This window comes from Virgibacillus halodenitrificans JCM 12304 (genome assembly GCF_001310895.1).
Taxonomy (GTDB): domain Bacteria; phylum Bacillota; class Bacilli; order Bacillales; family Amphibacillaceae; genus Virgibacillus_Q; species Virgibacillus_Q halodenitrificans.
On the sequence record NZ_BAZS01000016.1, the window covers coordinates 33,818 to 60,216 of the forward strand.

Consider the following 26,399-nt stretch of genomic DNA (forward strand, 5'->3'; position numbering starts at 1 on the left):
TAGCCCTCTTGTTTAAGGGGGCTTTTGTTTTTAGAACAGAAATCGTTATAATAAATAATGGGTTTAATGATATAATGTTGATTCATCCAAATTACTATAGTTGTAATATAATTTTATTTGTTACATATTGATTATAATTATAAGAAAACATACGGGAAATCAACTGCATTCGGAGGACAAACTATGTCAATGAAACTTCCTTTTTTTAAAAATAAACAAGAAGAAACTTCTGCACATACTGATTTGGAAAATATTCCAAATCATGTTGCTATCATTATGGACGGAAATGGCAGATGGGCAAAAAAACGTGCATTACCTCGCATAGCAGGTCACAAAGAAGGCGTCAATTCTGTTATTAAAATAGTTCGTGAGGCTTGTAAATTTAATGTCAAGATCCTCACTTTGTATGCTTTTTCAACGGAGAACTGGAAAAGACCTAAACCGGAAGTGGAATTCCTTATGAAACTTCCAAAGGAATTCTTACATATTTACTTACCGGAATTAATGGAAAAAAACGTCCGAATTGAGACAATTGGCGATTTTGACGCATTACCTGAACATACGAAAGAAGCAGTTCAGTACGCAAAAAATAAAACTGCTGATAATAATGGATTAATATTAAATTTTGCTTTAAACTATGGTAGTAGATATGAAATAATGCAGGCAATTAAACAAATTTTGTCAGATGTTGATACGAATAAAATTAATGTCGATAAATTAGATGAAAGTAGTTTTTCCAATTATTTATATACAAAGGATTTTTGCGATCCGGACTTGTTAATCCGCACTAGTGGTGAACAACGTTTAAGTAATTTCTTGTTGTGGCAATTGGCTTATACGGAATTTTGGTTTACCGATGTCCTATGGCCTGATTTTAATGAGGAAATTTTTCAACAGGCGCTCCGGGATTATCAGCAACGCAAGAGACGTTATGGAGGTTTATAGGTGATGGATATATGAAACAACGAATTATTACCGCTGTTCTCGCATTATTTATCTTTTTGCCATTCGTATTAATTGGTGATCTACCTTTTACTATTTTGATCTATATCATGGCAACGATTGGTTTATTTGAATTAATGAGAATGCGGAAAATTGCAAAATATTCATTAGCCTCTATCTTAGGAATCGCATTATTATGGCTTGTTTTAATGCCAGTAGAAGCTGATATGCTTTTTGGAAGATTCTTGAAATCAGAGGTTATTATGCTTGCTGTAATGTTTTTATTAGCATATACAGTATTAGTTAAGAATAAGTTTAATTTTGACCATGCTGGCTTTATCCTACTTTCGACCATTTATGTTGGTATGGGTTTCTTTTTTCTGATTGAAACAAGGAATAGTGAAGTAAATGGTTTGACTATGATCCTTTATGTATTTCTAATTATCTGGGCAACAGATACAGGAGCCTATTTTTTTGGTAAAGCTTTTGGTAAAAGAAAGCTGTGGCCTGAGATCAGCCCTAATAAAACAGTTGAAGGAGCTGTAGGTGGTATACTATTAGCATGTTTGGTAGGTGTCATTTTTCAGTTGCTATCACCAATTGCAACCTCTGTACTAGCAATTATAGGTGTAACCGTATTGGCTTCTGTATTTGGACAAGTTGGAGATCTGGTTGAATCTGCTTTTAAGCGATATTATGGAGTAAAAGATTCTGGTAATCTTTTACCAGGGCATGGAGGAATATTGGATCGATTTGACAGTATGCTTTTTGTTTTACCAATATTACACTTTATCGGTTTTATTCACTAAAAAAGAAATCTCCAATCCAATTCAATTTATGAATAAAGGAAGGTGCTTTATTTGAATACAGTTATAGCTTTTATCTTCATGTTTGGACTTTTGGTTTTCATCCATGAATGGGGACATCTCATTTTCGCTAAAAGAGCTGGAATGCTGGCAAGGGAATTTGCGATAGGCTTTGGACCCAAAATATTTGCCTTCACAAGAAATGAAACAGTCTATACCATTCGATTATTACCGATTGGTGGGTACGTTAGAGTAGCGGGAGAAGACCCGGAAATTGTGGAATTAAAACCAGGGCACCATATTGGACTGGAATTCAATCAAGAAGGAAAAGTAAATAAAATAATCGTCAATAATAAGTCAAAACACCCTAATGCAAGAGTTATCGAAGTAGAGCATGCTGATTTGGATCACGCACTTCGCATTGATGGCTATGAAATTGATGAAGATGACCAAAAGCTAAGCTTTGAAGTGGATACAAAAGCAATGTTTATCATGGATGAAAAAGCAACTCAAATAGCGCCGTATGACCGACAGTTTGCATCTAAAAGTGTAGGTAAGAGAGCAATGCAGCTTTTTGCAGGACCGATGATGAATTTTATTCTTGCTCTTTTTATATTTTTTATCTTAGGAATTATCCAGGGTGCTCCAGTAGATGAAGCCAGAGTAAATAAAATTCAGCCGGATAGCCCAGCTGCAGAAGCAGGACTACAAGATAATGATGAAATTATAAAGATAGAAAATAATTCTATTTCTACTTGGGAAGAGTTCACCACTATTGTTCGAAAAAACCCAGGTCAAGAACTTGAGATGATTGTTAAACGAGACGGAGAACAAATTCCAGTAACGGTTGTACCTGATGAAGTTAAATTAGAAGGTCAAGAACAGTCTATTGGGCAAATTGGTGTATACCAAGCATTTGAAAAATCTTTTATTGGTACGATAAAATACGGTTTTGAACAGACATACGATACAACCAAATTAATTTTAACTAATTTATTTATGTTAATCAGTGGCCAACTGTCCATTGAAATGCTTTCTGGTCCTGTAGGAATTTATGACGTTACAGATCAAGTTGTTCAAACAGGTTTTACTAATTTCCTTATGTGGACTGCAATGCTGAGTATAAATCTTGGGATTGTAAATTTGGTTCCATTACCAGCTCTCGATGGGGGACGTTTGCTATTTGTTGGTATAGAAGCAATACGTGGCAAACCGATTTCACCGGAAAAAGAAGGCCTATTCCACTTTGTTGGGTTTGCCTTTCTTATGTTATTAATGATCATAGTAACATGGAATGATATCCAGAGATTATTTTTATAAATAATTAGAACGGCTAGCTTTATATAAGTACAATTAATAGGAGAATCTTTGTTGCATTAAATAACAGAGATTCTCCATAAAACGTTTATAGGGTATGAGGAGGACTACAAATGGATCTATCTAAGAGTGAAAAAATGAATTTATTGCTAAAGCAATTACAAATACCTTCAGAACATATCCAAAATCATTTCAAGGGGAGTTACCTGGAAAAGTTAGAAGTATATAAAAAGACAAAAATATGGCATTTCCACATTTATTTAGAAAATGTTTTGCCATTGGAGATACATGAGCTTTTCATAAATGCCTTAAGAGAATCATTTCAGCAGGTAGCGTCAGTGGAATTGACAATTCAAACTGGTGACAGTACCTGTGTTAACGAAACAGTTTGTGCGTACTGGCAACGGTTTATTCATTCCATTAATAATTTATCTCCAGCTTACAAGGATCTGATCTACAATCAAACCCCTATTATTCAAAATAATAAACTATTATTAACGGCCAGAAATGAAGCAGAAGCAAACGCTCTAAAGAAGCGTTTGGATGACAGTTTTAAAAAGTACTGCCAAAAAGTGGGTCTTTCCTTTTACTCTATTGAAACAACAATTAAGACAGAAGAAGCAGATATTCAGGCATTTAAAGAGCAAAAGGCCTTGGAAGATCAGCAATTAATCCAAAAGACTGTTCAGGAAAAAGAAAAACGAGAGCAAGCAAAACCAAATCATGAAAACAAACCATTAATGCTCGGGTATAAAATACAAGATGAAGCTATACAAATGGAAGATATTCAAGATGAAGAACGTCGTGTCACTGTCCAAGGTTATATATTCGCAGCTGAAATTCGTAAGTTACGTTCTGGGCGAAGTCTATTAATAATTAAAGCAACGGATTACACGGATTCACTGCAAATAAAGATGTTCTCCAAAGGTGATGAGGATGCAGAAAAATTTGAAACAGTTAAAAAAGGGATGTGGATCAAGGCCCGGGGTAGTATCCAAACAGATATGTATACAAATGAATTAGCTATGATGGCAAATGATATCCATGAAATAAGAGTGGAAGATAGAAAGGACACTTCCCCCGAAGATGAAAAGCGTGTTGAATTACATGCACATACGACGATGAGTCAAATGGATGCCGTGGTCTCACCGGAAACGCTGGTTTCTCAGGCAGCAAAATGGGGGCATAAAGCCATTGCAATAACAGATCATGCTGGCGTTCAAGGCTTTCCAGATGCACATGCGGCCGGAAAGAAAAATAATATTAAAGTATTATATGGTGTAGAAATCAATCTGGTTGACGATGGTGTGCCTATAGCTTATAACGTAAAGGATATTGAATTGAACAACGCAACATATGTCGTATTTGACGTTGAAACTACCGGTCTTTCAGCAGTTTATGATACTATCATTGAACTTGCTGGTGTGAAAATCCACCAAGGAGAAATTGTTGATCGGTTTGAGTCATTTGCAAATCCGCATCATCCGTTATCTCAAACGACAACAGATCTTACCGGCATTACAGATGAGATGGTGATGAATGCACCAGAAGTTGCTGAAGTGTTAAGTGATTTCCGCGAATGGATGGGAGACTGCATACTTGTAGCTCATAATGCCAGCTTTGATATGGGTTTTCTTAATCAAGGTTTTGAAAAAATTAACTTTCCTAAAGCGGATAATGCTGTAATTGATACATTGGAATTAGCCAGGTTTTTATTTCCTGAGTTAAAAAATCATCGACTGAATACGTTATGTAAGTATTTGGATATTGAGTTAACGCAACACCATAGAGCTATTTATGATGCAGAAGCAACAGGTTATTTGTTTTGGAAATTAGTGCAACGGTTGGTTGATAAGGAAATTTCAAATCATAAACAATTAAATAACCATATGGGAGAAGGAAATGCCTATCAGCGGTCAAGACCTTTTCACTGTACATTACTTGCTAAAACGCAGGATGGATTAAAGAATTTATATAAGCTAGTATCACATGCACACATAGACTACTTTTATCGTGTTCCTAGAATACCAAGATCCTTACTATTGAAATTAAGGGAAGGAATATTGGTTGGTTCTGGCTGTGATAAAGGGGAAGTCTTTGAAACAATGATGCAGAAATCTGCGGAGGAAGCGGAGAAGGTGGCTGAGTTTTATGATTACATTGAAGTACAACCACCTGCAAACTACAGCCATTTAATTGAAAAAGACTTAGTCCAAAATGAAGCACAAATTTTAGATATAATAAATAAATTGATTAAACTTGGCGATCGGATGAATAAAAAAGTGGTCGCGACTGGGAATGTGCACTATATTGATAACCATGATAAATTGTACCGTCAAATTTTAATTGCATCTCAAGCAGGTAATCCACTGAATAGACAGACATTGCCTGACACTCCTTTTCGTACAACTAATGAAATGCTGGAAGCTTTTCAATTTTTAGGTGTTGATAAAGCAAAAGAAATTATTATTCATAATCCAAATGAGTTAGCAGAAGAAATAGAGGAGATATCACCTGTCAAGGATGGATTGTACACTCCTACAATTGAGGGAGCAGATCAGGATATTCGAGATTTATGCTATAATCGCGCAAAAAAAATATACGGAGAACCAGTACCACAGCTTGTAGTTGATCGGTTGGAAAAAGAGTTGAAGAGTATTATAGGTCATGGCTTTGCTGTCATCTATCTAATCTCCCACAAGCTGGTAAAAAAATCGTTGGATGATGGTTATTTAGTCGGTTCAAGGGGTTCAGTTGGATCTTCCTTTGTTGCAACCATGACAGAAATCACTGAAGTGAATCCTTTGCCACCTCACTATGTTTGCCTGGAATGCCATCATCATGAGTTTATAACAGATGGGACAGTTGGTAGTGGATTTGATTTACCTGATAAGGACTGCCCCGCATGTAATAAACCTCTTACGAAAGACGGGCAGGATATTCCTTTTGAAACATTCTTAGGATTTAAAGGAGATAAGGTACCCGACATTGATTTGAACTTCTCGGGAACTTATCAACCAAGGGCTCATAATTATACAAAGGAATTATTCGGAGAAGATAATGTTTATCGTGCCGGTACGATAGGAACTATTGCTGAGAAAACTGCATATGGTTATGTGAAAGGCTATGCTTCAGATAAGCAACTCGTTTATAAGAATGCTGAGGTTGACAGACTGGTTCAAGGGTGTACTGGAGTGAAACGCACAACAGGACAGCATCCGGGTGGCATTATTGTTGTACCTGATGATAAAGAAATATTTGACTTTACACCAATTCAATTCCCTGCTGATGATAAGAAAAGTGAATGGAGAACAACCCATTTTGATTTCCATTCTATTCATGATAATTTGTTAAAATTGGATATACTAGGTCATGATGATCCAACTGTTATTCGCATGCTTCAGGATTTAAGTGGAATTGACCCGAAAACAATACCGACGGATGATGAAGAGGTTATGAAAATCTTTTCGGGAACGGAATCTCTTGGTGTCACTCCAGACCAAATAAATTGCAAAACTGGGACTTTAGGGGTGCCGGAATTTGGAACGAAATTTGTCCGTCAAATGCTTGAAGACACAAAACCAAATACATTTGCTGAGTTGGTAATTATTTCAGGACTTTCACATGGAACAGATGTATGGCTTGGCAATGCACAAGAATTAATAAATGATGGGATTTGTCAGCTTCCTGATGTTATTGGGTGTCGTGATGATATTATGGTATACCTTATGCACAAAGGATTGGAAGCATCACTTGCATTTAAAATAATGGAGTTTGTACGTAAGGGAAAAGGGCTACAGGATGAATGGATAACGGAAATGAAAAAACATGGTGTACCAGATTGGTATATCGAATCCTGTAAAAAAATTAAATATATGTTCCCTAAGGCCCATGCTGCAGCATATGTTCTAATGGCTGTAAGAATTGCTTATTTTAAAGTGCATCATCCAATCTATTTTTATGCAGCGTATTTCACAGTTCGTGCAGATGATTTTGAATTAGATACAATGATAAAAGGGTCATCAGCAATTAGAACGCGAATGGAAGAGATTTACGCAAAAGGGAACGATGCTTCTCCGAAAGAGAAAAACCTGTTAACGGTATTGGAAATCTCCTTGGAAATGTGTGAAAGAGGTTTTGGTTTGAATAAGGTTGATCTTTACAAGTCAAGCGCGACTGAATTCATAGTAGAAGGGGATCGTTTATTACCTCCTTTTAACGCTGTGGATGGTCTCGGAACAAATGCTGCACTAAGTATAGTGAAGGCTAGAGAAGAAGGAGAATTCCTATCCAAAGAAGACCTTCGGGAGCGAAGCAGAATTTCAAAAACTGTCTTGGAATATCTTGATAATCACGGTTGTTTGGAAGGAATGGCTGAGAAGAATCAATTGTCTCTCTTTTAAACCAATAAACATTAGATCGAAATAATTAGCTATTTGTAAAGATCCAGACGTTTATGCCTATCCCTATCTTTTCACAAGTGAAAATAGTAATGGAGTTGTGATATAATACTTGGGAACTTTATAAAATATTCTATTTTTATGTTGTGTAATAAACATAGGAAGGCGGGATCACAATGAGGCGAGATCTGATTTATACAGATGGACAGGATATTAAAGGATTTTTATCAGAGAATAAATCTATGTTTGAAGAAGTTTTGTTGCAACACGCAGCAAATGTTCGAGATAAAATTGAAGAAATTAAGCTTGTAGGTAATATAAACCTTTTGGGGAATGCTGTTAAACTTGTCTTAATGGTGGTAGAAGAAAAGCGTGACGATGTTATAGCTTTTGGAAATCAGGAAGGTATTGCCTGGGCTAAAACATCTTTAACACTTTCATTTAAATTGGAATGGGTACAGGCAATCCGGAAGACTTTATGGGAATTCCTCTATGAATACGATCATTTTACAGAAGATCAGGCTGATAGAGAACGTTTTTTTACTATGGAGAATAAGGTTAATGAGTTAATTGATGAGTTTTTTAAAGGTTTTTTTATTAGTTATTCCGAATATAAAGATAAACTTATTGAACAGCAGACAAAGCTGGTAGAAAATTTGTCTGTTCCGATCATTCCTGTGTCTCCCAATATTAGTATATTGCCTCTCATTGGCACAATAGATTCTTATCGTGCTTCAATTATAGAAGAAAAGGTCCTTTTTGAGATTGGCAAAAAGAGAGTTGAGATATTAATTTTAGATTTGTCTGGAATAGCTGAAATGGACCATGAAGCTATCCAAAACTTTCTAAAACTGCTTGATGGTGTAAACATGATGGGCTGTCGCACTGTAATTACTGGGTTAAGTCCAAAAATTGTACGAGAAATAGTAAATATGGACATTAGCTTTGGACAGAAAGCTGAAACAAAAGGAACATTGGAACAGGCCATGCAGGATTATATGAAACTATTCGACGCTTCCAGGTCAGATATTCAGTCCAATGTTTAGTCTTTCTCTTAACCGGAAACACTATTTATACCCACTTTCTTGCAAGAGGTTCTTCCTTATGATATAATTTTTTTGGTAAGAAATGATACGAACGGTTAAAAGAGTGGGTGATCACCCACTCTTTCTTCATACTTCTAGCTGACTCTTGAGTTAAAACTTCCCTCCCTTGCCACATACTGCCGGCAGGGGTTTTATATTGATTCACGGAATGCTCAAATGAAAAATAGTATGATGGTTCATAATAAGGGTTAATGATAATTCAGTAAAGGAGGATGAGACGTGAGTTCACAAGTAATTAAAACAACAGAAGAGTTACTTCACCCCATTCTAGAACATAAAGGGCTTGAATTAGTTGACATTGAATATGTGAAAGAAGGGAAAAACTGGTTTCTTCGAATATACATTGATAAGCCTGGAGGAATCGATATTACAGAATGTGGGGATGTATCTGAGGAACTAAGCGAGAAGCTTGACCAGCAAGACCCTATTAAAGAGGCATATTTCTTAGAAGTCTCTTCACCTGGAGTGGAACGTCCTTTAAAAACGAAAGATGACTTTAGTAATAATTTAAATAAGAACATCTATGTAAAGTTATATGAGCCAGTTGAAGGTGAAAAGGAATATGAAGGTATTTTAAAAGATTTCACGAATAATATCTTAACATTGGAAATTAAAGTAAAGACAAGAAGTAAACAAATTGAAATACCATATGACAAGATAGCAAAAGCAAGAATAGCTGTTACGTTTTAAAGGGGGAAAATAAAAGTGGCCAATCAGTTGTTTGACGCGATTGATTATTTAGCAAAAGAAAAAGGGATTGACAAAGATATTCTAATGGAAGCATTAGAAGCTGCTTTGATCTCTGCCTATAAGAAAAATTTTAAGTCAGCTACAAACGTAAGAGTAGAACTTAATGAACAAACAGGTAAAATGGGTGTCTTTTCAAGAAAAACTGTTGTAGAGGATATCGAGGATCCGCAAGAAGAAATTTCCTTAGAAGAAGCCAAGGGGATAAATCCTAATTATGAACTGGAAGACATTGTAGAAGTTGAAGTTACACCTAAAGATTTTGGTAGGATAGCTGCCCAAGCTGCAAAACAAGTAGTGACTCAGCGTGTAAGAGAGGCTGAAAGGGGAGTTATATTCTCTGAGTATTCTGATCGTGAAGAAGATGTGATGACTGGGATTATTCAAAGAAAAGATCCTCGTTTTGTCTATGTCAACCTGGGTAAGATTGAGGCCAAGCTTGCGGAAGCTGAACAAATGCCTACAGAAGAATACCACGTGCATGATCGTCTGAAAGTTTTTGTTACAAAGGTGGAAAACACGAGTAAAGGACCCCAAATATATATATCAAGATCTCATCCAGGGCTTCTCAAACGTTTGTTTGAAATGGAAGTACCAGAAATTTATGATGGTATTGTAGAGATTAAATCACTAGCAAGAGAGGCTGGTGACCGTTCTAAAATTTCCGTATACGCACCAGATCCGGAAATAGATCCGGTAGGTTCATGTGTTGGACAAAAAGGGCAACGGGTCCAAGCGATTGTAAACGAGTTAAAAGGTGAAAAAATTGATGTAGTAGAATGGTCTGAGGACCCAGTAGTTTATGTGTCAAATGCACTTAGCCCTTCTAAGGTAGTAAGTGTGCTCGTCAATGAGGAAGAGAAAGCTACAACAGTAATCGTTCCAGATTATCAGCTTTCCTTGGCCATTGGTAAACGAGGTCAAAATGCCAGACTTGCTGCAAAGCTCACGGGTTGGAAAATCGATATTAAGAGCGAATCTGAAGCAAGAGAAGATGGCCTCTTAGATGAAACCGAAGAGTTACACGATGAGGAAGATTTGTTTAATTTTAGTGATGATGAATAAAACAACAATTTTATTTAGGAACTGACCAGGTTTTCCTGATTAGAGGGAGGCTTTCAAATGAACAAGAAAAGAAAAGTACCAGAAAGAAAATGTGTTGTTACGAACGAAACAAAACCAAAAAAAGAATTGATAAGAATAGTACGCAATAAAGAAGGCGAAGTTTTTGTAGACCCATCCGGTAAGAAAAACGGGCGCGGAGCTTATTTGACACTTGATATAGATGTCATAGATAAAGCTGAGAAATCGAATATTCTTAATCGCCAACTGAATGCGGAAGTTTCATCAACTATATACGAAGAATTAAAACAGCTTGCAGTAGGTAGTTCCCATGCGAAATAGCTATTTAAATATGATTGGATTGGCTTATCGGGCCAGAAAGTGCTCTTTAGGCGAAGAAACAATTGTGAAAGATATTCAGCAAAAGAAAGCAAAGTTGGTACTAGTGGCAAGCGATATTGGGCCACAAACGAAGAAAAAGATCACTGATAAGTGTAAGACTTACAAAGTACCATTTGAAATAGTAGATGATAGAGAAACTTTATCACATGCTATTGGAAAATCCCAGAGAGTGGCCGTTGCAATTTTAGATGCAGGGTTTGCTGAGAAGATAAAGTCTTTACTCGGGTAACTAAATTCGGGGGTGAACGTATGAGTAAAATGCGTGTATATGAATATGCTAAACAAAATAACACTTCAAGTAAAAATGTAATTAACTATCTAAAAGAAATGGATGTGGAGGTATCAAATCATATGTCGACTATATCCACAGATACCATTAACAAATTAGATAAAAAATTTAAAACTACTTCACAAAATAATGATAACAAAGCAGTATCAAAACCAAATGAAACTAAAAAAAATGATGCTAAACCAAACCCAGGTGGGAAACAGGTGAATAAACCAAATAATTTTAAGAAACAAGATAATAAAAGAAACAATAAACAAAATAATAAAAATCATAAGAGCAACAAAGGAAATAAGCAAGATTTCAAGCAACAACCGGCCAAAAAAGAAACACCAGAAAAAATCACATATAGTGGAGTACTCACTGTAAGTGAACTAGCAGAGAAGTTAAATAAAGAAGCTTCTGAAATAATTAAAAAGTTAATGTTTCTTGGTGTAATGGCTACAAAAAATCAGGATTTAGATGATGATGCAATTGAATTAATCTGTGAAGAATTCAACGTAGAAGTGGAAAAAGAAATCGTACTAGAGGACACTGATTTCGACAAGTATATTTCTGAAGAAAATGAAGCAGACCTTGTTGAAAGACCAGCTGTTGTTACAATCATGGGTCATGTTGATCACGGAAAAACAACGTTATTGGATGCTATCCGTCATACAAAGGTAACTGCGGGGGAAGCTGGTGGTATTACCCAACATATTGGAGCATATCAAGTAGAAAACGATGGTAAAAAGATTACTTTCCTTGACACACCTGGTCACGCTGCTTTTACAAGTATGCGTTCTCGTGGTGCACAAGTGACAGATGTTGCTATCCTAGTAGTCGCAGCAGATGATGGAGTTATGCCGCAAACCATTGAAGCAATCAACCATGCTAAAGCTGCTGAGGTACCTATCATTGTAGCTGTTAACAAAATGGATAAAGAGGGGGCTAATCCCGATCGCGTGATGCAGGAATTAACTGAATATCAATTGATTCCCGAGGATTGGGGCGGCGATACTATTTTCGTCAACCTTACTGCAATCAAAGGGGAAGGAATTGACGACCTGCTCGAAATGATCGTGCTTGTTTCCGAAGTTGAGGAATTGAAAGCTAATCCAAAGAGTGAAGCATTCGGTACAGTGATTGATGCTCAGTTGGATAAAGGTCGGGGATCCGTAGCTACATTGCTTGTCCAGAATGGAACTCTTCATGTGGGTGACTCTATCGTTGTAGGTCATACGCACGGACGTGTCCGAGCAATGGTAAATGATTTGGGTAAACGCGTGCAGGAAGCTGGACCTTCTACACCTGTTGAAATAACAGGGCTAAATGAGGTTCCACAAGCAGGCGATCAATTCCTTGTGTTTAGGGATGAGAAAAAGGCTCGCCAAATTGGGGAAGCTCGTCAACAAAAACAAATTCAAGAAAATCGAAGTGAACAAACGAAAGTTAGTTTAGATGATTTATTTGAACAAATTAAACAGGGCGATATGAAAGAAATAAATATTATAATAAAAGCAGATGTTCAAGGTTCTGCTGAAGCACTTGCTTCATCCCTGCAAAAAATTGATGTGGAAGGTGTCAACATTAAAATCATCCACACTGGTGTAGGGGCAATTACGGAATCTGATATTATTCTTGCATCCGCATCTAATGCAATTGTTATAGGGTTTAATGTTCGTCCAGACGTAAATGCGAAAAAAGCAGCAGAATCAGAAAAAGTAGATGTACGCTTACATCGTGTTATTTACAAAGCAATAGAGGAAATTGAAGCAGCGATGAAAGGTATGCTTGATCCGGAATTTGAAGAAAAAATTATTGGGCAAGCAGAAGTTCGTGAGACCTTCAAAGTCTCCAAGATCGGTACTATTGCTGGAAGCTATGTAACCGATGGGAAATTGACCAGATCCTCAGGAGTTAGAGTAATTCGTGATGGAGTAGTTCAATTTGAAGGTGAAATTGATACCTTAAAACGTTTTAAAGATGATGTGAAAGAAGTTGCGCAAAATTATGAGTGTGGAATAACTATTAAAAACTTTAATGACATTAAAGAAGGCGATGTAATAGAAGCATTCATTATGGAGGAAATTGAGCGTAAATGATTTTGTTTGCAGAGATCGAATGTATAATGTATGAAGGACATTCATTGAAGCAAAAAAGATCCGTACTCAAACGTCTTATGGCAAGACTCCAAAAAGATCTCAATGTAGCAGTAACGGAGTTGGATTACCATGATCTTTGGCAACGTACCAAATTAGGTATCGTGACAATATCGAATGACTTAACTCATTCGGAAAAGGTGATTCAGGAAGCATTACGCATAATTGATGATTATCCTGAACTGGAGCGGACCATAACAAATACGGAACGTATTTAACCAGGTTGATTGTTAGAATCGTAATCTTTTGTTATTAATCGAGGTGAAGACATAATGGCTGACATGCGAGCAAATAGAGTTGCCGAGCAAATGAAAAAAGAATTGGGCGAAATACTGACCCGTAAGATAAAAGATCCAAGGATTGGATTTGTTACAGTAACTGATGTGGAGGTCACCGGGGATTTACAACAAGCAAAGGTTTTTATTTCTGTTTTAGGTGACGAAAAGCAAAAGCAAGATACATTATTGGGACTTGCAAAAGCGAAAGGTTTTATGCGCTCTGAAATTGGGCAGCGAATTCGCTTAAGAAAAACACCTGAGCTATATTTGAATTTGATGAAGCATTTGAATATGGAAATCGGATTGAGACAATACTTCGAGATTTAAACAAATAGTCTGACCGGAAAATCTGACTTTTATTGAGTCAGATTTTTTTCCATCCAAACTTTTAAATAGTGGAGGATGAGCATGCATGAACGGTATTTTGCCATTATGGAAACCAAAAGGTCTAACTTCTCATGATTGTGTTGTTAAAATAAGGAAGTTATTTAAGACAAAAAAGGTTGGACATACAGGTACACTTGATCCAGAAGTAGAAGGAGTATTACCTATTTGTATAGGTGAAGCCACAAAAATTGTTCCATTTTTGACCGACACGAAAAAAACGTATGTTGCAGATATTAGTCTTGGTATGTCTACAGATACAGAGGACTCACATGGGTATCCACTAGAGAAAATGGTGGTCAATCAAATACCTTCAGATGAAGAGATAAATCTTGTACTACAAGGTTTTGAAGGGTGCATAACCCAAGTGCCACCAATGTATTCTGCAGTGAAAGTAAATGGAAAAAAATTATATGAATATGCTCGAGAGGGCATTGAAGTTGAACGTCCCAGTAGAAAAGTATATATATATGGAATACAATACTTAGGTTCAAATCCAGAAAGCAAAACATTTAAAATAGAAGTTGAATGTTCAAAGGGCACATATATACGTACACTAAGTGTGGATATAGGAAGGAAATTAGGATTCCCTGCGCACATGGCTGACTTAACCAGACTGAGAACTGGAGCTTTTTCAAAGAAAAATAGTGTAACTTTTGCTATGATAGAAAAGGCGATAGACGATCAAACACAACATACGTTACTAAAACCGATTATATGTGGTATACAGCATCTCGATGTGATGAAAGTGGACGAGGAAACAAAAAACAAGGTAAAAAATGGACAAAAGCTTCCATTTGAGCAAAGCATGAAGACAGATCCTTTCGCTGTTCTTTTTGAAGAGGAATTATTAGCTATTTATCAAAAACATCCAGAGAAACCTGGTCAACTTAAACCAGTACGGGTTTTTCAAGGATAAAGAAGTGCAGGTGAGAAAACGATGAAAGTAATTGAATTAACGTATCCTCATACATTAATAGGGAACCAACAACCAGCATCAGTTAGTGCAATTGGCTTTTTTGATGGGATTCATAAAGGACATCAAAAAGTAATTAATACTGCTGTTTCTATAGCTGAAAATGAAAAAATAGACAGTGCAGTTATCACTTTTCATCCTCATCCATCCGTTGTTTTAAACAAGAAGGTACAGCATGTTAAATACATTACACCTTTACAACAAAAAAAGAAAATTTTGAAGGATTTAGGCGTTGATATTCTGTATATTATTAAGTTTAATAAAGATTTGGCCGCATTAGCTCCTCAGACCTTTATAGACCATTTTATAAAAGGACTGAATGTAAAACATTTGGTAGCTGGGTTTGACTTTTCCTATGGACATAAAGGTGAAGGAAATATGGATACCATTCGTGCCCACGCGGAAAATGAATTTGCTGTTACCAAAATTACTAAAGTGGAAATGGATGAAGAAAAGGTAAGTTCAACAAGAATTAGGAAACTATTGCAAACTGGGGATGTTGAAGAAGCGAGCAACTTGCTTGGTAGGCCTTTAGCTGCTGAAGGCCCTGTTATAAAAGGAGATCAAAGAGGGAGAACGATTGGATATCCTACTGCAAATATGAAGGTGGATTCTGATACAATTTTACCGAAAAATGGAGTATATGCAGTTAAAGTCACAATTGGTGAATCGCAATACTATGGTATGGCTAATCTTGGAGTAAAACCAACTTTTACTCCAGAAGAGGTTAAACCTTCTGTTGAAGTGAATATTTTTGATTTCCATAAAGACATCTATGACGAATCTATACTTATTAAATGGTATCGTTTTGTGAGGGATGAAATTAAATTTAGTAATGTAGAAGCTTTAGTTAAGCAAATTGCTAAGGATGAAAAAGAAATTCGGAACTATTTTGAGATATAATTGAAAGTTATTTATTTTTTTCTTGCATTTAATCGAAAAAACATGTACGATAGACAACGTAAAACCTTCGCTTGGCAGATCGTAACTCCGACGTTTGCTAGGGGAATGGGGCTAACTTATAATATAGGAGGTGGGCCGAATGGCTATCACACAGGAACGTAAGAATGAAATTATTAATGAATACAAGGTTCATGAGAATGACACAGGTTCTCCGGAAGTACAAATTGCTGTACTTACAGAAGAAATTACTACATTAAACGAACATTTACGTATTCATAAAAAAGACCATCATTCACGTCGTGGATTGTTAAAAATGGTTGGTAAACGTCGTAACTTACTTAATTACCTACGTAATAAAGACGTTACTCGTTATCGTGAACTTATTAAGAGACTTGCTTACGCCGATAATCGCAAAAGCAGGAGGAATCCTGCTTTTTTTATACGTTTATAATTGATTTTACTACATAAAATTTACATTCTGGTTTAAAAACTATAAAATAAAAATAGAATGTTTATTGAAAGGAGCACTATTTTAAATGGCAGACGAGAAAAAACAATTTTCAACTGAAATTGCCGGTAATAAATTTACTGTCGAAGTAGGAGAGTTAGCAAAGCAAGCTAATGGAGCATGTATGATCCACTATGGTGAGACAGCTGTTCTATCAGTAGCCACAGCATCTAAGGAACCAAAAGATTTGCCTTTCTTTCCTTTAACCGTTAATTATGAGGAACGTCTTTATGCAGTAGGAAAGATTCCAGGGGGGTTTATTAAACGTGAAGGACGCCCAAGTGAAAAAGCAATTCTTTCTTCCAGGTTAATTGATAGACCGATCCGTCCCTTATTTCCGGATGGATTCAGAAATGAAGTACAAGTTATCAGCACGGTTATGAGTGTAGATCAAGATTGCTCATCAGAAATTGCTGCAATGATAGGCTCATCCATCGCACTTAGTATTTCAGACATTCCTTTCGAAGAACCAATTGCCGGTGTGCATGTGGGAAGGGTTGATGGAGAATTTGTTATTAATCCAACCATAGAACAAGAGGAAAAAAGTGATATTGATTTAACAGTCGCTGGCACCAAAGATGCAATCAATATGGTAGAAGCAGGAGCTAACGAAGTCCCAGAAGAAGTGATGCTGGAAGCAATTATGTTTGGTCATAAGGAAATTATCCGTTTGGTTGAATTCCAGGAGGAGATTGTTCGTGCGGTAGGATTGGCAAAATCTGAAGTGACCCTTTTTGAGTTAGATGAAGAACTGACAGCTAAAATTGAAGCAGAAGCTAAGGACAAGCTTGTTTCAGCTATACAAGTAAAAGAAAAACACGCAAGAGAAGAAGCTATCAGCAATGTAAAAAAAGAAGTTGTTGAGAATTATGAAGAAGAAGAGGAAGGCGTAATTAAACAAGTTAAGTCAATCCTTGATAAGATGGTTAAGGAAGAAGTACGTCGTCTGATTACAAAAGAAAAGATTCGTCCAGATGGTCGTAAGATTGATGAAATACGTCCACTTTCCTCTAGAATTAATATTCTGCCACGCACACATGGATCCGGTTTGTTCACCCGGGGACAAACTCAAGCATTGAGTGTTTGTACACTTGGAGCTTTAGGAGATGTTCAAATTCTAGATGGTTTAGATTTGGAAGAATCAAAGCGATTTATGCACCACTATAATTTCCCACAATACAGTGTTGGTGAAACAGGACCTATTAGAGGGCCTGGACGAAGAGAAATTGGCCACGGAGCATTAGGTGAACGTGCGTTGGAGAAAGTTGTGCCATCAGATAAAGATTTTCCTTATACCATCCGACTTGTGTCAGAGGTTTTGGAGTCCAATGGTTCTACTTCACAGGCAAGTATTTGCGCAAGCACTTTGGCTATGATGGCAGCAGGGGTTCCAATTAAAGCGCCAGTTGCTGGTATTGCAATGGGGCTAGTTAAATCAGGTGAAGATTATTCAATTTTGACAGATATTCAAGGAATGGAAGATGCTCTTGGCGATATGGACTTTAAGGTTGCGGGTACGGCTAAAGGGGTTACTGCCTTACAGATGGATATAAAAATTGATGGACTATCTAAGGAAATTCTTAAGGAAGCTCTGAGCCAAGCTAAAAAAGGTCGTATGCAGATTTTAGATTCTATGCTTGAAACCATCAAAGAGCCAAACAAAGAACTATCAGCATATGCTCCTAAAATTTTAACAATGAATATTAACCCAGATAAGATTAGAGATGTTATAGGACCAAGTGGTAAGCAGATTAATAAGATTATTGAAGAAACTGGAGTTAAGATCGATATCGAACAAGACGGCAAAGTGTTTATTTCTTCAACAGATTCCTCTATGAATGATCAAGCAAAGAAAATCATTGAAGATATAGTAAGAGAAGTAGAAGCTGGCCAAATGTATCTTGGGAAAGTAAAACGAATTGAGAAATTTGGAGCATTCGTAGAGTTGTTTAAAGGAAAAGATGGTCTAGTTCATATTTCTGAATTAGCAGAAGAAAGAACGAATAAAGTAGAGGATGTAGTCTCTATTGGAGATGAGATTCTTGTTAAAGTTAAAGAAGTTGATAATCAGGGTAGAGTTAATTTATCCCGTAAAGCTGTATTAAAAGAAGAAAGAGAAAGAAAAGAAAAAGAAAATTCATAACATCTTTTTAAAAGGAAGCTGGTTAACCAGTTTCTTTTTTGCTTTTTAATTAAAGAAAATTGGTTCTAATATATCAATTTATAATACATACCTTGTCCATTGCTCACATATATAATATGGGAGGGGATTGGGGTGTACCGTTTAAGACAATTTATTACATTTTGTTTATTTCTATTAGTAGTTGGAATTTCTTTTAATTTAGATTATAATCCTTTTTCTGAACGAGAAGGGGAACAATTGATACAAACTACTGCTAAGAGAGATCCTTTGTATCAGGAGATTTTACAGAAGAGCAGTGATTATGCTGAGGAAGCTCAGGATGCGTATATTGATAAAGTATGGAAAAAAACTCCAGGGAGAAATGGATTACAAGTGAACCTCGAAAAATCTTATAGGAATATGAAAGAATCAGGTGAATTTGACGAAAACTTATTAAGCCTTGAACAAACCTCACCTAAAATATCCCTTGAGGATTTACCTTCAGCTCCAATTTATCGGGGCCACCCGGAAAAGGAAATGGTTGCTTTTCTCATCAATGTTTCCTGGGGTGCTGAATATATACCTGACATATTGAAAGAACTAAAAAAAGAGAAGGTGAAAGCTACCTTTTTCATTGAGGGAAAATGGGCAAAAGAAAATGCTGAATTAGTTAAGATGATTAGTGAACAAGGACATGTAATAGGAAATCATGCGTATAATCATCCAGATATGGTTCGTCTTTCCAATCAAAAGAATATAGAGCAAATTTCCAGCACCAACGAAATTATTAAAGCAATAATAGATGAAGAACCTAAGTGGTTTGCTCCTCCAAGTGGCAGTTATAATCAACATGTGGTAGATGCTGCTCATAATTTGAATATGCATACGATTTTGTGGACAGTTGATACGATTGATTGGAAGAATCCGACAGTATCTGTTATGATAAACCGAGTAAACGATAAATTGCACCCAGGTGCGACGATTCTTATGCATCCAACAGAATCAATTGCAGAGGGGATAGGCCCTCTTATAAGACAAGTTAAACAAAAAGGTTTTAAACTGGGTACGATTGAAAAGCTTCTTAATGAGGAAAGATAATTAGTATACTTACAAAATTGGGAGGAAACTCACTTTGATAGAAAAACACACAGCTAAAAATGGATTAAGAATTGTTTCTGAATCTATGCCTTCCGTGCGTTCCGTCACTATTGGTATTTGGGTATTAACAGGATCCAGAAATGAAGTGGAAGCCAATAATGGGATCTCACATTTCTTGGAGCATATGTTTTTCAAAGGAACAGCGACTAGAACTGCTCAAGATATTGCAGAGGCTTTTGATTCTATAGGAGGTCAAGTAAACGCATTTACTTCAAAAGAATATACTTGCTTCTATGCAAAAGTATTAGATACTCACAAAGAATATGCATTGGAAATACTTTCTGATATGTTCTTCAACTCGCAATTTGATGAAGAAGAGATGGAACGAGAAAAGAAAGTAGTCTATGAAGAAATAAAAATGTATGAAGACACTCCAGATGATATCATCCATGATCTGTTGGCACGAGCTTCATATGGTGAACATCCACTTGGTTATCCTATATTAGGGACAGAAAAGCAGCTTAAAACATTTGCTCCTGATACATTAAGAGATTATATTCGAAAACATTATATACCTGAGAATGTTGTTGTATCTGTAGCTGGTAATGTGGATGATTCTTTCATTAAACAAATTGAAAGTCACTTTGGTAATTATACGTATGACAAACAAACATATTCAATATCCAAGCCGTCTTTTGTAAATGGGCAAATTAAAAGACATAAGGATACAGAACAAGCCCATCTATGTATTGGCTATGATGGTCTGGATGTTGGCCATAATGATATTTATAGTTTAATTATTATGAATAATGTACTGGGTGGTAGCATGAGTTCCCGCTTATTTCAAGAAGTGCGGGAAAAGAAGGGGCTTGCATATTCTGTATTCTCTTATCACTCCTCATTTTTGGATAATGGATTATTGACTATTTATGCAGGAACGGGGAAGGAACAGCTGCCATTACTGGAAGAAACCATAGATAATGCAATTAAACAGTTTGCGGATCAAGGTTTGACAGATAAGGAGTTAATCAATAGCAAAGAGCAACTCAAAGGAAATTTGGTGCTTAGCTTAGAGAGTACAAATAGCCGTATGAGCAGAAACGGTAAAAATGAGTTAATTTTACAACGTCATCGAACACTTGATGAGATGATCAAGGAAATTGATGCTGTAGATCATTTTTCCGTTAAAAAGGTCATTGACATGATTTTTAGCCAATCACCATCTTCAGCACTTATTGCTCCCGAAGCTCCACAATAATGTTGGGGCATAACTAAATAAACTTTTAAGAAAGAATCCGAACTGATTCATAAATTAATATGATCAGTTCGGATTTTTTAGTTTCTAAAACATACGTGAGGAATATTCAAAGGTTCGCAAAATAGATAAACGCCGTATTAACCTAACTTAGTAATACTCTAAACTACCGGTTTGGAAAACATGTATGGTAAGCAAGCTCTCTTTTGTTAATTGACAGGTACAGTGAATCATTTGAAATAGTATTATTGTTATTGCATATATATAAATAAATAAGGGCAAGAAGGAGGTGGATCTTTCATGCGGTATAAAGAAATAAGTGGGAAAGAAATAGTTGATGTTAATCAAGGAGCGAGGTTGGGTATTTTAGGACAAACTGATATGGAAATCAACGAAAAAACTGGACAAATTGAATCTTTTATTATTCCTAATTACAAGTGGTTCGGTCTAAAAAAAGAGGGCGAGGAAACAAGGATACGCTGGGATTCAATAAGGAAAATAGGGGATGACATGATCATTATTGATCCAGACAAGATTAGATAAGTATTTTTATCACAGGTTAATTTCTTAAGGTTATTAGTCAAACAAAACTATTCTGAAATTCTCGGGAAATACACGATCTTTTTTAAAACAAGTAAGTAAAACAAACTAAATTAAACTGTCAAATAGGCTGATTATTCTACAGGGTATCAGCCTTTTTTGTTGGAATTTTACTATGTGAATCACTAACATTACGAACCCACATAAGCTATAAAGAAGTTAATTCAGAAGCACAAAGTTTGGAGGGTGTTTATATAAATGGAGCGAAGACAGATTGCAGTAATAGGTGGAGATGCACGATATTTAGAATTAATTCGTCAGCTGCAGACTCTAAATGAAACAACCATCTTCCTTGTAGGTTTTGATAAATTAGCGCAAGGATTCACAGGTTCACAGCAAATTGAATTTAATGATATAGTACCTTCCAAATTGGATACTGTTATTTTACCAATTACAGGAACCGATATGGAGGGAAATGTTGATACAGTTTTTTCAGATGAAAAAATAAATTTGAATAAGCAATGGTTTAAAAAATTAAAAAGCTCATGCCTGGTTTTTACAGGGATAGCTAATGACTATCTGAAGGAAGCAACAAAAAGTGCAAACATCCATTTAGAAGCTTTATTGAACCGGGATGATGTAGCAATATATAATTCAATTCCAACTGCAGAAGGAACAATTATGATGGCAATTGAACATACTGATTATACGATTCATTCCTCACGTGTTATTGTAGTTGGTTTTGGAAGAGTTGGTCATACAGTGGCTAATAAATTCTCAGCACTGGGAGCAAAAGTTTCTGTAAGTGCAAGTAGTATAAAGGATCTAGCAAGGATTGATGAGATGGGATTAAACCCCATTCCATTAGAAGAATTACCTAATAGTACAGCTTCATGTGATTTAATTATTAATACTATACCAGCACCTGTAGTGGGGAAGCAATGCATTCAACAGCTGCCTTCCAATGCCTTGATAATTGATTTAGCTTCCAAACCAGGGGGCACAGATTTCAATTATGCAGAGCAGCGGGGTATTAAGGCTATCCTTTCACCGAGCTTACCAGGTATGGTAGCCCCAAAAACAGCCGGTAAAATCCTGGCAGATGTTATTAAACAGTTCATATTAAGTATTGAGTAATCAGTAAGTTTAGAAATGAGAAGAGAGGGGATATAGTATGAGTCTGGAAGGAAAACGTATTGGTTTCGGTTTCACTGGGTCTCATTGTACCTATGATCAAGTTTTTCCTCAATTAGAGAGGTTAATGGAGCAAAAAGCAGAGGTTGTACCAATTGTTACGTATACGGTAAGATCGACAGATACTAAATTCGGTAATGCTGAAGATCATATTGACAAGATAGAAAAGATTACAGGAAAGTCTGTAATTTCAACAATGCAGGAAGCTGAACCACTTGGTCCGAAGTATCCGCTTGATTGTATGGTTATAGCGCCATTAACAGGAAATTCACTCAGTAAGATGGCAAATGCCCTGACAGATTCTCCTGTGCTCATGGCTGCAAAAGCCACGATGCGAAATCAAAGCCCTGTCGTTTTGGGTATCTCTACCAATGATGCCTTAGGGTTAAATGGGGTTAATTTAATGCGATTAATGGCAAGTAAATTTATTTATTTTATACCTTACGGGCAAGATGATCCACATAAAAAGCCTAACTCCCTTGTAGCTAAAATGGATTTATTAAGTGAAACAGTAGAGTCTGCCCTTCAATTTAAACAACTTCAACCAGTTATTGTTCCTCATCATGATTAAACTATGATAAAATTAAAAATTAGAAGCAATTTTATATAAAGGAGAATAGAAGGGAGAACCGAGGATGTCACAAAAAGAATTATACAATGTAGCAATATTGGGAGCAACGGGTGCAGTAGGTCAAAAAATTATGCGCTTATTAGAAGAAAAGGAATTTCCGGTAAAACAACTAAAACTATTATCCTCAAAGCGTTCAGCTGGAAAGCAAATGATATTTAATGGGGAAAATGTAACCGTAGAGGAAGCTACTCCTGACAGTTTTAAAGATATTGATATCGCATTATTTTCAGCAGGTGGATCTATATCCAAAAAACTTGCTCCCGAAGCTGTGAAACATGGTGCGGTAGTAATAGATAATACAAGTGCTTTTCGAATGGATGAAAATGTGCCTCTAGTAGTTCCAGAAGTAAACAAGGAAGACTTGAAAGAGCATCAGGGAATTATAGCAAATCCAAATTGTTCAACCATTCAAATGGTAGCAGCATTAAAGCCAATCCAAAAAGCTTATGGAATAGAACGAATTATCGTATCAACTTATCAGGCTGTATCAGGTGCAGGGGCACAAGCAAATAAAGAATTAGAAAAACAATCAAAAGACTTTTTTGAAAAGGGTACAATGGAAGCGGAGATTCTGCCTGTTAAAGGTGATAAGAAGCATTATCCAATTGCTTTCAACGCACTTCCGCAAATTGATGTATTTCAAGAAAATGGCTATACTTTTGAAGAAATGAAAATGATCAATGAAACTAAAAAGATTTTACACCAGACTGATCTATCGGTTGCTGCAACGTGTGTTCGACTTCCGTTCTTTACTTCCCATGCAGAAAGTGTATATATAGAGTTGGCTAAAGACGGTGTGCATGTGGCGGACTTATGGAATGAATTAAGAAATGCAGAAGGTGTATTATTAGAGGATGATCCTGCTACCCAAACATATCCTACCCCGTTAAGTGCAGCAGAAAGGGAGGAAGTATTTGTCGGGCGTGTTAGAAAAGATCTGGATAATGACCGAGGCTTCCATCTCTGGGTCGTATCTGATAATTTGATGAAAGGTGCTGCATTAAATACAGTACAAATCGCAGAAACATTGATTAAGAATAACTGGTTAAAATAATAGAGGTGTTTTATTATGCAGGTAGTAGTTCAAAAATTTGGTGGAACTTCTGTTCAGTCTGAGGAGAACAGGGAACATGTAATTAGGCATATTAAGGATGCATTAGTCGAAGGATATAAAGTAGTAGTGGTTGTCTCTGCATTGGGCAGAAAACCAGATCCATATGCTACAGACACATTACTGAGTCTAGTTGATTTTCCTGCGAATTATAATTCCAACAGGGAAATTGATTTATTACTTTCCTGCGGAGAGGTGATTTCTTCTGTGGTTTTATCTAATGAACTTCAGAAAAATCATGTCGCAGCTACAGCATTAACAGGGGCTCAAGCCGGTTTCATTACAACAGAAGATTATAATCAAGCTAAAATAATTGAAGTTGACCCGTCACGGGTTGCAACTGAATTGGAAACCAAAGACGTTGTAGTGGTTGCTGGTTTTCAAGGTCAAACTAGATCAGGAGAAATTACTACTATAGGCAGAGGGGGTAGTGATACTACTGCAGCTGCCTTAGGTGCTACATTGGCTGCAGAACGTATAGAAATTTTTACTGACGTTAACGGAATTATGACAGCTGACCCAAGGGTTGTTGAGTCAGCAAGACCTATTGATGTAGTCACCTATACCGAAATATGCAATTTAGCATATCAAGGTGCAAAGGTAGTTCACCCAAGAGCAGTGGAGATCGCTATGCAAGCAAAGATACCGATGAGGGTAAGATCAACTTATTCCGAAGAGAACGGGACCTTGGTAACTTCTTCCAGAGTGCTTGATAAGGGAACGGACGTTTCTGAACGGCTGATTACAGGAATTGCTCATATTTCATCGCTCACTCAAATTCGTGTACATTCAAAAGAAAATGGATTTCGTCTTCAGTCGGATGTGTTTAAAGCAATGGCGGAGGCAGGAATTTCTGTTGATTTTATAAATATATCACCCACAGGGGTAATTTATACCGTTGCAGATATGTATGCAGAAAAAGCTGTTCGAATCTTAGAGACATTAGGCTTCCAGCCGGAAACTACTGCAAATTGTGCTAAAGTTTCTGCTGTGGGAGCGGGTATGACTGGGGTGCCAGGGGTTGCTTCAAAAATAGTTCAATCTTTAACAGATTCGAATGTTCAAATACTTCAATCTGCTGATAGTCATACAACAATTTGGGTGCTTGTGCACAACAAAGATCTAAAGGTGGCTGTAAATGCTTTACATGAAGTGTTTGAATTGGGAAATATGCATTAATGTGTATCAAGCTTCTTAATTAAAGAAAGGTGATAGCGAATGAATTTTGGTCGTGTTTTAACAGCCATGGTAACACCATTTAACCCTCGTGGTGAAGTAGACTATGACCAAACCACGAAACTAATTGAGTATTTAATTGAACACGGAACAGATGGTTTGGTAATTGCTGGAACGACGGGAGAATCACCAACACTAACATCAGCCGAAAAAATTGATTTATTTAAACATGTAGTAAAAGTTGTAAACAAGCGTATCCCTGTTATTGCTGGAACAGGAAGTAATAGTACTGCAACATCAATTGCATTAACAAAAGAAGCTGAAGCATGTGGAGTAGATGGGATTATGCTTGTAGCACCTTACTATAACAAACCGAGTCAGCAAGGGATGGTTGAACACTTTTCTGCAATTGCTAAAATAACAGATTTGCCAATCATGCTATATAATATTCCTGGCAGATCCGTTGTTAAAATGACTGCCGATACAATTGTTCAATTAAGCAAAGTCCCAGGGATAGTCTCCATTAAAGATGCAACAGGGGATATGGAACTAGCTGCAACCGTTATTGAAAAAACAGAAGATGATTTCAGTTTTTATAGTGGAGAAGATAGTATGACACTTCCATTACTATCTCTGGGAGCCATCGGAGTGGTCTCTGTTGTATCTCATGTGGCAGGAGAGAAAATGCAAGAAATGGCATCTCAGTTTCATCAAGGAAATATAAAAGAAGCAGCATCCATTCATCGGAAACTCCTTCCAACCATGAAAGCAATGTTTATGGCTCCTTCTCCCGCTCCGGTTAAATCTGCTTTACGTTTGAAAGGAATAGAGACTGGAAGGGTTAGATTGCCTTTAACTGAACTTTCAAAGGAAGAAGAGGAGAAGTTGCAAAGCTATTTTAGTTAATACAAAAAGTGATAACAAAAAAACCGGCTATTTTAGTCGGTTTTTTAACGCTTCTAATATATGCTGGAGCTGCCAATGATTCAACAAATAGATAAACTTCCAATAACC

The 26,399-nt window shown here is 36.5% G+C and carries 23 protein-coding genes and 1 pseudogene; all 24 read left to right on the forward strand.

Going from position 1 to position 26,399, the window contains the following annotated elements; all coding sequences use genetic code 11:
• Nucleotides 1-183 precede the first annotated feature (183 nt).
• The 24 genes and pseudogenes from uppS to dapA all read left to right on the forward strand — a co-directional run bounded on the left by uppS (nt 184) and on the right by dapA (nt 26,291).
• On the forward strand, nt 184-945 hold the full coding sequence (gene uppS / locus JCM12304_RS09955; RefSeq protein WP_019375730.1) for an undecaprenyl pyrophosphate synthase: 762 nt from the start codon (nt 184-186) through the stop codon (nt 943-945).
• Between the two features lie 11 nt (nt 946-956).
• On the forward strand, nt 957-1,751 hold the full coding sequence (locus JCM12304_RS09960; RefSeq protein ID WP_060680136.1) for a phosphatidate cytidylyltransferase: 795 nt from the start codon (nt 957-959) through the stop codon (nt 1,749-1,751).
• 51 nt (nt 1,752-1,802) lie between these two features.
• On the forward strand, nt 1,803-3,068 hold the full coding sequence (gene rseP, locus JCM12304_RS09965; protein WP_019375732.1) for an RIP metalloprotease RseP: 1,266 nt from the start codon (nt 1,803-1,805) through the stop codon (nt 3,066-3,068).
• 110 nt (nt 3,069-3,178) lie between these two features.
• Nucleotides 3,179-7,468: a PolC-type DNA polymerase III gene (locus JCM12304_RS09970; RefSeq protein ID WP_060680138.1), complete on the forward strand. Its 4,290-nt coding sequence runs from the start codon at nt 3,179-3,181 to the stop codon at nt 7,466-7,468.
• Between the two features lie 173 nt (nt 7,469-7,641).
• Nucleotides 7,642-8,511: an STAS domain-containing protein gene (locus JCM12304_RS09975; RefSeq protein ID WP_060680140.1), complete on the forward strand. Its 870-nt coding sequence runs from the start codon at nt 7,642-7,644 to the stop codon at nt 8,509-8,511.
• 279 nt (nt 8,512-8,790) lie between these two features.
• Nucleotides 8,791-9,261, forward strand: coding sequence for a ribosome maturation factor RimP (rimP, locus tag JCM12304_RS09980; RefSeq protein WP_060680142.1), 471 nt, complete (start codon nt 8,791-8,793; stop codon nt 9,259-9,261).
• Between the two features lie 15 nt (nt 9,262-9,276).
• A complete protein-coding gene (gene nusA, locus JCM12304_RS09985) occupies nt 9,277-10,383 on the forward strand; it encodes a transcription termination factor NusA (RefSeq protein WP_060680144.1) in 1,107 nt (368 codons plus the stop codon).
• A 57-nt stretch (nt 10,384-10,440) separates the two neighbouring features.
• Nucleotides 10,441-10,722, forward strand: a complete 282-nt coding sequence (gene rnpM / locus JCM12304_RS09990) for an RNase P modulator RnpM (protein ID WP_060680145.1) — start codon at nt 10,441-10,443, stop codon at nt 10,720-10,722.
• A complete protein-coding gene (locus JCM12304_RS09995) occupies nt 10,712-11,011 on the forward strand; it encodes a YlxQ family RNA-binding protein (protein WP_019375738.1) in 300 nt (99 codons plus the stop codon). Before rnpM ends, JCM12304_RS09995 begins: the two co-directional genes overlap by 11 nt.
• 20 nt (nt 11,012-11,031) lie before the next feature.
• Entirely contained in the window at nt 11,032-13,152 is a 2,121-nt protein-coding gene (infB, locus tag JCM12304_RS10000) for a translation initiation factor IF-2 (RefSeq protein ID WP_060680147.1), read from the forward strand.
• Nucleotides 13,149-13,427 (forward strand): DUF503 domain-containing protein, encoded by a 279-nt coding sequence (locus JCM12304_RS10005; RefSeq protein WP_019375740.1) that lies wholly within the window; start codon nt 13,149-13,151, stop codon nt 13,425-13,427. The genes infB and JCM12304_RS10005 overlap by 4 nt, the downstream gene beginning before the upstream one ends.
• A gap of 54 nt (nt 13,428-13,481) precedes the next feature.
• Nucleotides 13,482-13,822, forward strand: a pseudogene (gene rbfA / locus JCM12304_RS10010) (30S ribosome-binding factor RbfA).
• Between the two features lie 77 nt (nt 13,823-13,899).
• Nucleotides 13,900-14,790, forward strand: a complete 891-nt coding sequence (truB, locus tag JCM12304_RS10015) for a tRNA pseudouridine(55) synthase TruB (RefSeq protein WP_019375742.1) — start codon at nt 13,900-13,902, stop codon at nt 14,788-14,790.
• A gap of 21 nt (nt 14,791-14,811) precedes the next feature.
• Nucleotides 14,812-15,750, forward strand: a complete 939-nt coding sequence (locus JCM12304_RS10020; protein WP_019375743.1) for a bifunctional riboflavin kinase/FAD synthetase — start codon at nt 14,812-14,814, stop codon at nt 15,748-15,750.
• A 139-nt stretch (nt 15,751-15,889) separates the two neighbouring features.
• Nucleotides 15,890-16,201, forward strand: a complete 312-nt coding sequence (rpsO, locus tag JCM12304_RS10025; protein WP_060680149.1) for a 30S ribosomal protein S15 — start codon at nt 15,890-15,892, stop codon at nt 16,199-16,201.
• Nucleotides 16,202-16,286: 85 nt separating this feature from the next.
• Nucleotides 16,287-18,401: a polyribonucleotide nucleotidyltransferase gene (locus tag JCM12304_RS10030; protein WP_019375745.1), complete on the forward strand. Its 2,115-nt coding sequence runs from the start codon at nt 16,287-16,289 to the stop codon at nt 18,399-18,401.
• A 132-nt stretch (nt 18,402-18,533) separates the two neighbouring features.
• The gene (locus JCM12304_RS10035; RefSeq protein WP_019375473.1) at nt 18,534-19,478 is read left to right on the forward strand and encodes a polysaccharide deacetylase family protein; all 945 of its coding nucleotides are present in this window, start codon (nt 18,534-18,536) and stop codon (nt 19,476-19,478) included.
• 34 nt (nt 19,479-19,512) lie between these two features.
• Entirely contained in the window at nt 19,513-20,736 is a 1,224-nt protein-coding gene (locus tag JCM12304_RS10040; RefSeq protein ID WP_060680151.1) for a M16 family metallopeptidase, read from the forward strand.
• 297 nt (nt 20,737-21,033) lie between these two features.
• Complete coding sequence (locus JCM12304_RS10045) at nt 21,034-21,276, forward strand: YlmC/YmxH family sporulation protein (protein ID WP_019375475.1); 243 nt, start codon at nt 21,034-21,036, stop codon at nt 21,274-21,276.
• A gap of 255 nt (nt 21,277-21,531) precedes the next feature.
• Nucleotides 21,532-22,410, forward strand: a complete 879-nt coding sequence (gene dpaA / locus JCM12304_RS10050) for a dipicolinic acid synthetase subunit A (RefSeq protein WP_060680153.1) — start codon at nt 21,532-21,534, stop codon at nt 22,408-22,410.
• A 37-nt stretch (nt 22,411-22,447) separates the two neighbouring features.
• Nucleotides 22,448-23,038, forward strand: a complete 591-nt coding sequence (gene dpaB, locus JCM12304_RS10055) for a dipicolinate synthase subunit B (protein WP_019375477.1) — start codon at nt 22,448-22,450, stop codon at nt 23,036-23,038.
• Between the two features lie 64 nt (nt 23,039-23,102).
• Nucleotides 23,103-24,152 (forward strand): aspartate-semialdehyde dehydrogenase, encoded by a 1,050-nt coding sequence (locus JCM12304_RS10060; RefSeq protein ID WP_060680155.1) that lies wholly within the window; start codon nt 23,103-23,105, stop codon nt 24,150-24,152.
• Between the two features lie 15 nt (nt 24,153-24,167).
• On the forward strand, nt 24,168-25,388 hold the full coding sequence (dapG, locus tag JCM12304_RS10065) for an aspartate kinase (RefSeq protein WP_060680158.1): 1,221 nt from the start codon (nt 24,168-24,170) through the stop codon (nt 25,386-25,388).
• Nucleotides 25,389-25,427: 39 nt separating this feature from the next.
• Nucleotides 25,428-26,291: a 4-hydroxy-tetrahydrodipicolinate synthase gene (gene dapA / locus JCM12304_RS10070; protein ID WP_060680160.1), complete on the forward strand. Its 864-nt coding sequence runs from the start codon at nt 25,428-25,430 to the stop codon at nt 26,289-26,291.
• Nucleotides 26,292-26,399: the final 108 nt, after the last annotated feature.